This window comes from Neobacillus citreus (assembly GCF_018343545.2).
Classification (GTDB): Bacteria; Bacillota; Bacilli; order Bacillales; family Cytobacillaceae; genus Neobacillus; species Neobacillus citreus.
On sequence record NZ_JAGYPE020000014.1, the window covers coordinates 83,824 to 96,987 of the forward strand.

Sequence of the window (13,164 nt, forward strand, 5' to 3'; positions counted from 1 at the left end):
AAAAGGCTTTTGGACTTTTCCAAAGCCTTTTTTTATAGATTGATAGACTGACGGTTATTAAAAAAGTGGAAAGAGGTGAGCACATGAAAAAAATCTTACTGGTTGACGATGAGAGGTGGGTTCGGACAGCCCTTAAGTGGACAATCAAAAAGTTGGCACTTCCTCTAGAAATTATCCATGAATGCGGGAATGGTTTGGAGGCACTGGACTGGATCAAGCAAAATGACGTTGACCTTGTCATTACAGATATCCAAATGCCGATAATGGACGGGCTTTCGTTGGCGAATGAACTATCGAAGTTAAACAAGAAACTGGATTGTTTTATCATTAGTGTTCATCATGAGTTCCAATTAGCGCATCAGGCGTTGAGGAGCGGTGTGACGGATTACCTTATTAAACCGATTGACGAAAAAGAATTAAAGGAATGCCTGGAAAGATGGTTATTTAAACGAAATAAGGAAGAGACAAGCAGAAAAATTGCTCAAGTACTGGATGAAACAATTCCATCATCTACCATTGAAAGGGTATTACAATATATAGAAAAAACCCCTTTAGATCAAATAACTCTAAAGGCTGCCGCAGACCATGTCCATATTAATCCCAGCTATTTAAGTCAATTATTCAAACAGCAGTTCAATAAAAAATTTGTTGGCTATATCACGGAGCTGCGAATTCAAGAGAGTAAGAGATTGCTACAGAATACATCATTACGGATGTCAGAGATTGCGGAACGGGTTGGTTATTCGGATTTAGCTTATTTTAGTAATAATTTTAAAAGAATTACGGGGAGTTCTCCATCTGAATTTAGAAAATCAAGCGACTAACGGAGTCTATAAAATGACTCATTTTTTTGCTTTTAAAAATAGTAATTTAGAAATAGGCCAATAGACTTATTTTTCTTAATATTAAAAAAACACAAATATAGCAAAAAAAATCCTATACTACTATCATTCGATATCCTCTTAAAATTATGGTTGAAAGCGTTTACTAAAACCGATTAATAGGGGGAAGAAAAATGGCGTCAGTATCAAAACAAATTAGAAAAACGTCAAGACTGAGAAAAACACTTCTTACGGGTTCACTTGCTTTATCTCTGTTAGCTCCAGTCATGGTCCCGCAGGTAAGTGCAAATAGTAATGTAGACTTGGGGTATGTTGACCCAGCTTCACAAAATACCGGAAACGGCGGGGCAGATACGGTTACATATCGTATTACAGCTAACTCGGTTACCGGTCAACCAGAAATTGAGGCAGCAAAGAAAGGTGTTCTGACAGCGGATGGGAAGCAATTCAGAGATTTAGATGGTGACAGGAGTTTAGATCCTTATGAGGACTGGAGAAAACCTGTTAATGAGCGGGTAGCCAATCTGGTGTCAAAGATGACCTTGGCTGAAAAGGCGGGCATGATGTTAATTAACACGCACACTCCGATTGCCAACCCGGCTGATGGAAGATATGTAAGTGCAGATGATCCGATGATTGTTGGGAAAAATATGCGCCATGTCATCTTCCGTCAAACTCCGACCGTCGATGTGATTGCAAAATATACAAATCAGCTTCAGGAATTAGCAGAGGAATCGAGGTTGGGTATCCCAGTTGTTGTCACTTCAAACCCTCGTAACCATGCTTCCACAGATTACACTAATAATAGTGACGGTGCAGGTATGCACACCTTCTGGCCTGGGCCGCTAGGTTTTGCAGCAGCACGAGACGCAGAAGCAGTTAAGGAATTCGGACAAATTGCTGCGAAGGAATGGAGAGCGGCTGGGATCCGCAAGGTTTATGGCTATACAGCCGATGTCTCCACAGACCCATTATGGGCGCGAATCGAAGACACCTTTGGTGAGGACCCTGCTTTAGCATCAGACATGGTCTATAACGTCATAACTGGCTTCCAGGGCGAAAAACTTGGCAGCGACAGTGTTTCGATTACGGTCAAGCACTTCCCTGGCGGCGGGGCGCGTGATAACGGTTTGGATCCACACTTTGTAGAAGGTAAATTTAATCCATATCCAACTGCGGGAAGCTTATTAAACTATCACATTCCTCCTTTCAAGGCAGCAATCAAGGCAAATGTAACGTCTGTTATGCCATATTATGCGTATCCAAGTAACGAGTACAGTGCCGATCAAGGATTGCCTAAATATAGTTCGACTCAGCAATTTGAAGAAGTCGGCTTTGCACTAAACAAAGGAATTTTGGATTTCTTGCGAAATGACCTTGGTTTCAAAGGATATGTAAACTCTGATACGGGTGCTGTTGGAAACAACGCTTGGGGTGCCGAAGATTTATCACCGGTAGGAAAAGTAGCGAAGGCCATAAAGGCAGGGACCGATATTATTTCAGGTTCATCCGACCCGCAGCTAATTATCGATGCAGTTAAATCAGGTTTACTACCAGAATCGGAAGTTAACGAGTCTGTGACCCTATTGCTAACAGAAATGATGAATTTAGGTCTATTAGAAGACCCATATGTAAATCCGCAGCAAGCTTTGGATGTTGTCGCAGATCCTAAGGCTCAAGCATTAGCAGATGAAGCACACCTTAAGTCGGTTGTTTTATTACGCAACGATAAAAATATCTTGCCGTTAAAAGATGCTAAGCTGCAAAAAGTGAAGCTTTATGTTGAAATGTTCACTGGCGGAGATGCAGCCGCAGCAACAGCCAATTTAAAACAGACCATTAAAAATCACGATGCCTCTATCACCATCGTAGATTCACTAGCGGAAGCAACACATGCGTTTGTTTGGGTGAAACCGGCACAATCCAACTGGGATAACAATCCGCGAATCACAGTAGGTCCTGAAACAGGCATCGCGAATGTGGCTCGAATTGTTGAAATTCAAAAAACTGTTCCAACAATTACGGCAATCAACTTTATCAGCCCATGGTTAATTAATCAAATTGAACCAAATGCGGCCGCTGTTTTAGCCACATACGGAACGAAGCCTGAAGCAGTAATAGATGTCATTCGCGGCGAATTTAACCCGATTGGAAAGCTGCCGATGGCCATCCCTGCTAGTGCTGAAGCAGTTGAAAATGAAGTTGGTGATGTCCCTAGCTTTGCACCTGAAGAAACCCCGAATTATTCTTATGTAAATAAAGCTGGTAACAAATACGAGTACGGATTTGGTCTTTCTTATAATCAAGGAAAAGCTGTTGGAAAACCAGACCATGCGGGTGAAATTGGCACACCTGATCATGCTCAACAAAAATAAAAAATATCAGGTAAGGGCTGTCCCCATAAGGGCAGCTCCTTTTGCCCTTTTCATCAAATGTTTGAAATGGAAAAAATAACGGCTGCCATTTGAATGGCAGCCGTCATTAATTATACCCACTTTACTTCTAGCAAAAATTGTTCCTTAAATAGCTGAATTAAAAACTCATTATAAAAGTCGTTTCTGACGATCACTTGATAGCGGTTATTGGCATGAATGTAAAAATGAATGTCTGTCAGGACCTTATTATCGTCGAAATATTGGCGGACTTTTTCAATCCCTTTTTTCTGTTCCTTTGATAGAAGGGTAATGGAGAATTCAAAATCATCTCCATTTTTCTTTTCCGTTAATTCAATCAGTTTCTCGTTCAATTTATACTCAATCTTCATCTAATCCCCTCCTAAATTAAATATCTCAAATAGATATAAACTGTACAAATCATAATTGAAAGAATCATTAATGGAAAGGCGATGAGCAAGAATTTACCGAATGAAATATGATGTCCTTCCTTAGCTGCCAACCCAGCCACAATGACGTTGGCACTCGCGCCAATCAAGGTCCCGTTCCCACCGAGACATGCCCCTAGTGCCAGGCTCCACCAAAGCGGTTCAAGGTTTTGAATACCAAGATCGCCCATATCTTTAATCATTGGAATCATCGTGGCAACAAACGGAATATTGTCTATAAATGCAGATGCAATCGCACTTACCCACAGAATTAAAAGCGAGGTGGAGGTAACGTTTCCACCAGTAAGATGAACAGCTTTGTCTGCCAATAAGGAAATGACGCCCGTCTCAACCAATCCGGATACAAGGACAAACAGTCCGATAAAGAAGAAAATGGTTGTCCATTCTACTTTTTCTAAAGCCTTATCCAAATACTTTTCGCCTGTTAATAAAAGCAGCAGGAAAGCTCCGGCTAAAGCAACAGTGGCTGATTCAATATGTAATAATTGATGCAGGAAGAATCCTAATATCGTTAATCCGATGACAGTTAACGATTTTGTTAATAACACTTTATCGGTTATTTCCTCTTTTTCATCCAAATCCATTACATTTGCTTTTAGTTCAGGCGATGTTTTGAGTTGTTTTCGATATATGAAAGCCAAAATGGCAATATTCACAAAAAGGATAAGAAATGAAATAGCTGAAAGGTTATAAATGAATTCCATAAAGGTTAGTTCTTTAACAGCGCTTCCAAGCATGATATTCGGAGGATCACCAATCAGAGTAGCGGTTCCGCCAATATTTGACGCAAGAATTTGCGTTATTAAAAATGGTATTGGATTCACCTGCAGTTGGCGAGTAATACTGAAGGTAACAGGGACCATCAACAGGACGGTGGTAACATTGTCCAAGAAAGCTGAAACTACTGCCGTTATGATCCCGAACATAATTAGCGTTTTTAAAGGATCAGCTCCTGCCTTTTTGGCGGACCATATAGCAAGATATTTGAACAAACCCGTTTCGGCTGTAATGGTAACGATAATCATCATACCGGTTAATAATCCAATGGTATTAAAATCAATATGATGAAGTGCTTCTTCTTGTCCGACAATTCCCAGTACCACCATTAAAATTCCACCGATCATGGCGATGATGGTTCGGTGAATCTTTTCTGTGACGATAAAGGCATAGATGACGAGAAAAACGCCTAATGCTATGAGTGCTTGTGTTGACATGTTTCGACCTCTTCTCCCTAATTTCTGCTTAACAAGTGAATACAAAAAGGAGTCCAAAAATATCACAGACTCCAATTCACCGAATATTTTCTTATTTAATTTTATAAAAGTCTGCATAGGTTGTAAAGTGTCTAAACAAATAGATGTTGTCCAAGCTTTCGTCTGTAGCCGCACATTCCTCCAATGGAAATGGACAGCCAGAGCAAGAAAGCCGGACAACAATTATTATTTTAATCATATCCATCTGCAAAACAATGGATAATTTGTGAATCAAAAGATAACATTTTAAGACCTAGTGGCCTAATTTATTTATAGTTTTAACCATTTCCTTATGCTCTGACATTAATAATTTAAACAGCTCGGCATCTGTTTGGACAAGCGGTTTGCCGTTTTCGTCCGCAATCGGTCTGACCTGGGATATGCCATTTACGACCTTCCATTTGCCGGCTACTTTTTTAATATTTAAATCAATAATCCCCAGATGACTTCCGAACGCTCCTGCCATTACGACTGGTTTTCCATTTATTCGTCCGGTTTTCATATCGGTGTTGGTAATCTTTTGATAGGATGGCCCGGGAAACACGCTGTGAGAATGCCCAGAAAGGATCGCATCAATCCCGGGGATTTTTGTTAAATAGTAAACAGCATCCTCTGTATCGGGATGATATGGTTCGTCGGTGATTCCCGTATGGGCTAAAGCTATTACAACATCTGCACCTTCAGCCTTCATAATGGGGACATATTCCTTTGCGGTTTCTACAATCGGCCGTGGGAAAACTCTGCCTTCAAGGTTTGACTTATCCCACTTCATAATCTGAGTTGGCATGAAGCTTATCACTCCAATTCTCAGGTCATGTTTCTTCCCATCTTGGTCCTCTAAACTTCGTTTTAAAATGACGTAGGGTTTAAAATATGGGGTGTTCGTTTTTACAGAAATAACATTGGCGTTAATGGCAGGCATTTCGGCCCCTTTTAAAGCAGCATTTAAAAATTTTAATCCATAATTAAATTCGTGATTGCCGATTGCGATGGCATCATACTTTAAATGATTGAAGGCCCGGTAAACTGGGTGGATCTTGCCTTTGTCGATTCCTTTAATTCTGGCCAGATATTCGCCAAGGGGATTCCCCTTTAAGTGATCGCCGCCATCAAATAATAGTGAATTCTTCACTTCATTTCGTGCCTGGCGAATGAGAGAAGCCGTTTGAACCAGGCCGATTCGATTATTTTCCCTTGAAAGATAGTAATCATAGTTGATTAAATCCGCATGCAAATCGGTCGTTTCCAGCAATCTTAAGTCAATCGACGTGCTTTTCTGTGCCGTTGCTTTTGCAACCGGATGCGTCGCGGAAGGCTGCAACATGAATAGAAGGGTAACCAATAATAGAAAGGAAGTTTTTTTAAACAATAGAGGGACCTCCTTTGGTTTTAAAAGTATAGGTCCAAATAGTATTTGTTTTTTTAAAACAATTATTAATTAAAATTGGACGGACATTCCTCTTAATGTATGAGTCTGCTTTCTTTTGCTTTTTTTTGCAGGGTGCCGCCGTATTTTTCAATCGGTCCTTTTAAAACTAAACCAAATATTAAAGTGATCGCGGTCATAACCGAAAGAATGGCAAGGTCATGTTTGGCAACATCCCACTCGATTCCTCCGACGGCTTCCCGCATCAGGCTGATGGCATAGGTGAAGGGCAAAAAGGGATGAAGCTTTTGAAAGAATGACGGCATTACCTGAACAGGAAAGGTGCCGCCAGCACCGGAAATTTGCAGGACAAGAAAAACAATGGCCAACCCCTTTCCAACATTTCCGAAAATGGACACCAGTGTATAAGTAATCAGCATAAAGATAGCGCTAATCAATAATCCAAATAAGATAAACCAGGGCTTATCAACGACATAGGTCTTTAATAGCAGAATATCACCCGCGGTTACGATGAGAGATTGGCATAGCGCGATAGTCAAAAAGGTTAAAAAACGGCCTAAATAGACATGATTCGGATGATAGGTGCCAGGTAAACCACTTATCTCAACTGGGATTAATGAAATAAGAAGAGTCGCTCCGACCCATAAAGCAAGTGTGGTAAAAAAAGGCGACATCGCCGATCCGTAATTTGGAATCGGAAATAGCCTTTTTTCCTTTAATAGAACGGGCTCGGCAAAAAAGTCACTTTCCTTTTTGACATCGTTACGCAGCAAATCAATAATGTCACGGATATCCTCTGTTTTTTCAAATTCACGGATTTGATTGGCCAGATTTGTGATTTTTTGCTTTACAGCAGGGAAATCCCTTTTTATAAGAGCTAAATCCCGTTTCCCAATGGCAATTCCGGCTGCGGCATCCTGAAGGATTTTTTTAATTTGTGAAAGCGTTTGGTCAGCGTTTGTAAAAAATTCGTTTGCGTTGACGGGAACTTGTTTGGCGGCAGCACTGATTTGCGCAAACTTCCGTGCGATTTTGCTGTCATATTGATTCACAAGCTGAGTTAAACCTGATGATAGGTCTGAAGCAATTCGGTTAGTCCGCACTAACAGGTCCTGTGAGGGTGTCCCAAGGCTTTGAATCGTTTTTAAATTACTTAATAGGCTTTCGGCAGAGTCTTTTTGCTTGTTTAGTTGTGTTATTTCATTAGCAAAAAGTGGAGCCGTCCCCAAATCATTTATTTGATTTAATAGGTTGATTAAAAGAGTTTCTGCACGGATTAATGCGGTAAGGCGGGTTATTCCATCGTTTAGTGCGCTTTGCCTTTCCTCTGAACTGTCGGTATTCGATAATAAAATTCCCGTGACCTGTTCCACATCCGCTGCTGTTTGCTCCATATAGATGAGATTTTGCTTAACGGCGGGTGCGAGATTTTCGAAGGTTTCTTGATTACTGTCAAAAAATGTTGTCAGTTGTCCGGACAGCTGCTGGGCACGGCCCATGATGGAGTCTACTTCATTGAGTTTTACTTGTAAATCCGCCACGATTTTTTCTGCCTGGTCAGCGTCTTGATTCGCGGTATTGATGATATTTTCGGCCTCTGCCAAATGATCGTTTAACCAAAAAATCATGGTTTTCAGTTTCTCTATATCTGGCAGATTCTTTTGCAATTCAATACCAAGACGATTAAAGATATCAAAAATAACGCCATTGGCTGTCTTCACAAAGTTTTTGCTGATCTGCTCTTTAATGCCTGTGGCTCCTTTAGCAGTGATTTTTGGGGCAATAGCATTAATTTTTTCATTTACAACATAGATAAGTACCGGCTTTTGCGGGTTATCGCTGAGGACAGTGCCAATTTTTTCGGAGAAATCATTCGGAATCGTAATGCTCGCGAAATAGTCTCCGTGTTTCACGCCTTGGTCCGCTTTTTTAGCATCAACAAAATCCCAGCCAAGCGATTTATTTTGTTTAAGAGAGTTCACAACCTCTTTGCCGATGTTGATCTTTTTTCCTCTTAGGACGGTGCCGTTATCCTCATTGACAACGGCAATTGGAATTCCTCCCGTATGGCCGTATGGATCCCATGACGCTTTTATATTAAACCAGGCATAAAGAGACGGCAGAAACATCAGTGCGATAATAACGAGGGCTGCAGCCCAATTCGTCGTGACACTTTTTATATCATCTTGATAAATTCTTAAAATCTTCATATCAGCTAATCACCTAACAATGATGTTTAATAATTAATAGTATTTGTCATATTTACCTGTTGATACCCAAGATTTAAAAAGCAAATGCTAAGGATGCTGGTCAGAAATTTGTCAAAAACATATGAACAAATAGTGAATAATACTATCTTCATAATAAAAAAGAAGATAAATTTTTTATAATGATGGTAGTTAAATCAGGGAGGTAATTTGACATGAATATAACTACTATTATTGAATTAGAGAACCAAGAAGTTGAAGCGATTGCCGGTGCAAAATTAGTGTTCGCCCAGGAACAAATTGAGGAAAATATCATCGAGACCTGTGTGGAATGTTTCCAAGAGGAAGAGTCCGAAGATCGGATTTCAACGGAAGAAGCAATGGAGAGAGTGTTTGCTAAATTACAGGAAGATGGAGTTATTCCGGCAAATGTCGAGGAGTTTTCCTTTGAACTGCCATCCTGTGAGAGATTAAAAAGCAAAGCTGATAATATGGCCGACATTCCGCAAAAAGTTATTCTATCATTTGTGTCATAAAGAAGTTCCTAGGAGCTTCTTTTTTCCATTCTGAGTTGTACGTAAGTGTGACATAAGTCAAAGTCGGCAGACTTCCATGTGCATGATAATGGAATTGGCAAACTTTGAAGATTGGTTTGGAGAACTCGTTTGTAAACGCTTACAAATAGTGAGGGGCGGTTGTTAATTTGAGTGCGAATGGCAGGATTACCATTTTATCAGGGCATTTTGGCAGCGGAAAAACCGAGATTTCCATCAATTTGTCTTTATCAGAACGGACGAAACACGATAAAGTTGCCATCAATGATTTGGATATTATCAACCCTTATTATCGTTCCCGGGATGCTGCCTCAGTTTTCAGGGAGTATGATGTAGAATTAATCGCCCCACAAAGCCGCTTGGCTTCAGCGGATTTGCCAATTGTATCAGGAGAGATTTACCGGGTGCTCCATGACCCCCGCTATCGGTTAATCGTGGATGCCGGAGGGGACAAGGACGGGGCGACAGCGCTTGGGCAATATTATCATGAATGGAAAAAGTTGCAGCCGGAATTATGGTTTGTCTTGAATGCGAACAGGCCTTATGTCAGTACAGTAGAGGGGGCGGCGTACACGATTGGCCAGATTGAAAAGGCATCCCGCTTGAAGGTGACCGGAATTATTAATAATACCAACATCGGTCTTGAAACCACCATGGAAGATGTTTGGCGGGGCCATGAGTTAAGTTGTCGATTGTCAGAAAAGCTGGATATCCCATTTTTATATACAACGATAGCCAATCATCTGAAAAAAGATGCTTGCGATTTTGCTTGCCGATATGAAGCGGTTTTTATTGAGCGGTATATGAAGTTACCTTGGGAAGGGTGAGTTCTATGGAAAAACGAGTTGTTTTTAATGAAGCCAGTTGTAAATCGTGCAGCCTTTGTGTGCAGGTTTGTCCCACCAATGTTATTTTTCTAGCAGACTATTTAAACGGAAATGGATACCGGCCTGCTAAAGTTGTTGACCAGGAGAACTGCATCAGCTGTGCCAAGTGCGCCCAGGTTTGTCCGGATACGGTCATCTCAGTATATAGGCCAGTCAAGGTATTACAAACGGTGTGATAGGGGGTGGTAGTTGTATGGGGAAAGTATTAATGAAGGGAAATGAAGTGATTGCAGAGGCGGCAGTCCATGCTGGCTGTAAATATTTTTTCGGTTACCCGATTACGCCGCAAAGTGAGCTGGTTGCCTACATGGCTAGACGGCTGCCGGAAGTGGGCGGTTTGTTTTTGCAGGCGGAAAGTGAGGTTGCCGCCATTAATATGGTGTACGGTGCCGCTTCGGCAGGAGTCCGGGTGATGACATCCTCATCAAGCCCAGGCTTTAGCTTGAAGCAAGAAGGGATTTCTTATCTAGCAGGAGCACAGCTGCCTGCCGTGATCGTCAATATTGCCAGAGGCGGCCCGGGGCTCGGCAATATCCAGCCCGCCCAATCGGATTATTTTCAGGTAACGAAAGGGGGCGGGCACGGCGATTATCATACTCCTGTTTTGGCTCCAGCCAGCCTGCAGGAAATTGTTGAATTGACCAAAGATGCATTTGATATTGCAGACCGTTACCGGACACCGGTTATTTTGCTGGGGGACGGAATGCTTGGGCAAATGATGGAACCGGTGGAATTCACCGAGGGTACAGAAATTCGTAAATTTGATAAGCCGTGGGCGACAACCGGGACACGTGGGGACGGCACTCCTAGGACGATCACATCTTTAGACCTTGATGCCGAAAGTTTGGAAAAACGTAACTGGGAACTGCAGCGGAAGTTTGCTGCTATTTTGGAGAATGAGGTGCGCTTTGAAACGTATCTGACGAAAGATGCCGATTATATTATGGTGGCTTTTGGGACGGTAGCACGGATTACCATGAATGCTGTTAATAAGGCAAGAGAAGTAGGAGTCCGTGTTGGATTGATCAGGCCGATTTCATTATGGCCCTTCCCAGAGAAGCCTTTCCTTGAAACACGTGGCCGGGTAAAAGGCTATATTTCAGTAGAAATGAGCGCCGGACAAATGGTCGAGGATGTCAGGCTGGTTGTAGAGGGACATGCTCCGGTGGACTTCTTCGGGCGAACAGGCGGCATTGTGCCAACTCAGGAAGAAATTTTTGAAAAAATCATGATGGCTGCCAGGGGTGTGACGGTATGACAATGAAGACAGTCTTTCAAAAAACGAGCGGATTAACTGACAAGCCTACGCACTATTGTCCAGGCTGCACTCATGGCGTCATTCATCGCCTGGTGGCCGAGGTTTTGGAGGAAATGGGTGTTTTGGAAGATACGGTTGGCGTGGCTTCAGTCGGCTGTTCGGTTTTGTCTTATGAATATTTTAACTGTGATATGACGCAGGCTGCCCATGGCCGCGCGCCGGCGGTAGCAACCGGAGTGAAACGGGTTCTGTCGGACCGGATGGTGTTTACCTATCAAGGTGACGGTGACCTTGCTTCAATTGGTATTAGCGAGGTCATCCATGCAGCTGCTCGTGGTGAGAATATTACCGTTATTTTTGTAAATAACGCCATTTACGGAATGACTGGCGGACAGATGGCGCCTACTAGTTTGATTGGGCAAAAGACAGCGACGACCCCTTATGGCCGGGACGTCTCGGTCCACGGTTCACCGATTAAAGTTTGTGAAATGATTTCCGTGCTGGATGGCGCTGCATATATTGAGCGGGTATCAATCCATGATGTTCCTCATATTCAGAAAGCCAAGAAGGCCATTCGCCGAGCCTTTGAAACACAAAAAAGGGGCGGCGGCTTTTCAATGGTTGAGATTTTATCGACATGCCCGACAAACTGGGGGCTGGACCCTGCGGAGTCACTTGAATGGGTAAAGGACAATATGGTACCAGTTTACCCTTTAGGGGTTTATAAAAATTTATCTATAGAAGGGATTAAATAAAAAGAGGGGGTGGGCGGAATTATGCTTGAGGAAATGATTATTGCCGGCTTTGGTGGCCAGGGAGTGATGTCGATGGGACAGCTGATTGCCTATGCCGGTATGCTGGAAGGGAAAGGTGTCTCCTGGCTTCCTTCGTACGGCCCGGAACAGCGCGGCGGGACAGCGAACTGTGCGGTAGTGGTCAGTGATGAACCAGTCGGCTCTCCAGTCGTAACTCGGCCGTCAACGGCGATTATTTTAAATAACCCTTCCTTTGACAAGTTTGAACCTCGTATTCGTCCGGGCGGGCTGCTCATCGTTAATTCGTCGCTGGTGACCAAGGCTTCTGTGCGGGAAGATATTAAACTGATTGAAATACCAGCAACCGACATGGCCAATGATCTTGGCAATTCGCGTGTGGCCAATATGATTTTATTGGGGGCGTTCCTGTATTATGCGCAAGTCGTTTCAGAAGGGGCCGTCATTGAATCGTTGAAGAAGGTTCTTGGCGAAGAAAAACAGCACTTGATTAAGGTCAATAAATTGGCATTGCAAAAGGGAGCGTCTTTTGTTGGGGAGAGAATGGTTGTTTGATGGGGAGGGCCAGCCGTGGATCCGGCTGGCTTTTCTCGTACCTCTCATTAATAATATAATCTTCGAGGAAAAGGCGCTATATTGCCCAAGGACCAAAGAAAAAATGGCCGGTGGTAAAAATAAGGCGGCTATATTGCCCGTGGACCTACAAAAATATGGCCGGTGGTAAAAATAAGGCGGCTATATTGCCCAGGAGCAGCAGAAAAATAAGCTAACGGTAAAAATAGGGCAGCTATATTGCCCGGGAGCAGCAGAAAAATAAGCTAACGGTAAAAATAGGGCAGTTATATTACCCGAGAGCAGCAGAAAAATAAGCTAACGGTAAAAATAAGGCGGCTATATTGCCCGGGAGCAGCAGAAAAATAAGCTAACGGTAAAAATAGGTCAGTTATATTGCCCGGGAGCAGCAGAAAAATAAGCTAACGGTAAAAATAGGACGCCTATATTGACCGTGGACCACCCAAAAAAGGACCCATGGTAAAAATAAGGCAGCTATATTGCCCAGGAGCCTCAGAAAAACGAGTTAACGGGATAAAGTCCATATAATTGTGTAAAAAGAAAAGGAGTCAAAATAATTCCTCTTGTCTACAATGTTTACAGCGACGA

The 13,164-nt window shown here is 42.5% G+C and carries 12 protein-coding genes; 8 read left to right on the forward strand and 4 right to left on the reverse strand.

Features of this window, described 5'->3' with window-relative positions:
• The first annotated feature begins 83 nt into the window (after positions 1 to 83).
• Positions 84 to 824: a response regulator transcription factor gene (locus KHB02_RS10510; RefSeq protein WP_213141139.1), complete on the forward strand. Its 741-nt coding sequence runs from the start codon at positions 84 to 86 to the stop codon at positions 822 to 824.
• A gap of 191 nt (positions 825 to 1,015) precedes the next feature.
• A complete protein-coding gene (locus tag KHB02_RS10515; RefSeq protein WP_213141138.1) occupies positions 1,016 to 3,217 on the forward strand; it encodes a glycoside hydrolase family 3 protein in 2,202 nt (733 codons plus the stop codon).
• A 110-nt stretch (positions 3,218 to 3,327) separates the two neighbouring features.
• Here KHB02_RS10515 and KHB02_RS10520 read toward each other — a convergent pair whose 3' ends face one another.
• The 4 genes from KHB02_RS10520 to KHB02_RS10535 all read right to left on the reverse strand — a co-directional run bounded on the left by KHB02_RS10520 (position 3,328) and on the right by KHB02_RS10535 (position 8,534).
• On the reverse strand, positions 3,328 to 3,606 hold the full coding sequence (locus KHB02_RS10520; protein ID WP_213141137.1) for a hypothetical protein: 279 nt from the start codon (positions 3,604 to 3,606) through the stop codon (positions 3,328 to 3,330).
• Between the two features lie 11 nt (positions 3,607 to 3,617).
• Positions 3,618 to 4,898 (reverse strand): ArsB/NhaD family transporter, encoded by a 1,281-nt coding sequence (locus KHB02_RS10525; protein ID WP_213141136.1) that lies wholly within the window; start codon positions 4,896 to 4,898, stop codon positions 3,618 to 3,620.
• A 292-nt stretch (positions 4,899 to 5,190) separates the two neighbouring features.
• A complete protein-coding gene (locus tag KHB02_RS10530) occupies positions 5,191 to 6,306 on the reverse strand; it encodes a metallophosphoesterase (protein ID WP_213141135.1) in 1,116 nt (371 codons plus the stop codon).
• A gap of 92 nt (positions 6,307 to 6,398) precedes the next feature.
• On the reverse strand, positions 6,399 to 8,534 hold the full coding sequence (locus KHB02_RS10535; RefSeq protein ID WP_213141134.1) for a YhgE/Pip domain-containing protein: 2,136 nt from the start codon (positions 8,532 to 8,534) through the stop codon (positions 6,399 to 6,401).
• A gap of 212 nt (positions 8,535 to 8,746) precedes the next feature.
• On the opposite strand from KHB02_RS10535, the gene KHB02_RS10540 reads away from it, so the two are divergent.
• The 6 genes from KHB02_RS10540 (at position 8,747) to KHB02_RS10565 (ending at position 12,558) form a co-directional block, all read left to right on the forward strand.
• On the forward strand, positions 8,747 to 9,067 hold the full coding sequence (locus tag KHB02_RS10540; RefSeq protein ID WP_213141133.1) for a hypothetical protein: 321 nt from the start codon (positions 8,747 to 8,749) through the stop codon (positions 9,065 to 9,067).
• Between the two features lie 167 nt (positions 9,068 to 9,234).
• Complete coding sequence (locus KHB02_RS10545) at positions 9,235 to 9,912, forward strand: hypothetical protein (RefSeq protein ID WP_213141132.1); 678 nt, start codon at positions 9,235 to 9,237, stop codon at positions 9,910 to 9,912.
• A 5-nt stretch (positions 9,913 to 9,917) separates the two neighbouring features.
• On the forward strand, positions 9,918 to 10,148 hold the full coding sequence (locus KHB02_RS10550; protein ID WP_213141131.1) for a 4Fe-4S binding protein: 231 nt from the start codon (positions 9,918 to 9,920) through the stop codon (positions 10,146 to 10,148).
• A gap of 17 nt (positions 10,149 to 10,165) precedes the next feature.
• Positions 10,166 to 11,230, forward strand: a complete 1,065-nt coding sequence (locus KHB02_RS10555) for a 3-methyl-2-oxobutanoate dehydrogenase subunit VorB (protein ID WP_213141130.1) — start codon at positions 10,166 to 10,168, stop codon at positions 11,228 to 11,230.
• The gene (locus tag KHB02_RS10560; RefSeq protein WP_241113804.1) at positions 11,227 to 11,985 is read left to right on the forward strand and encodes a thiamine pyrophosphate-dependent enzyme; all 759 of its coding nucleotides are present in this window, start codon (positions 11,227 to 11,229) and stop codon (positions 11,983 to 11,985) included. Before KHB02_RS10555 ends, KHB02_RS10560 begins: the two co-directional genes overlap by 4 nt.
• Positions 11,986 to 12,006: 21 nt before the next feature.
• A complete protein-coding gene (locus KHB02_RS10565; RefSeq protein ID WP_213141129.1) occupies positions 12,007 to 12,558 on the forward strand; it encodes a 2-oxoacid:acceptor oxidoreductase family protein in 552 nt (183 codons plus the stop codon).
• Positions 12,559 to 13,164 lie beyond the last annotated feature (606 nt).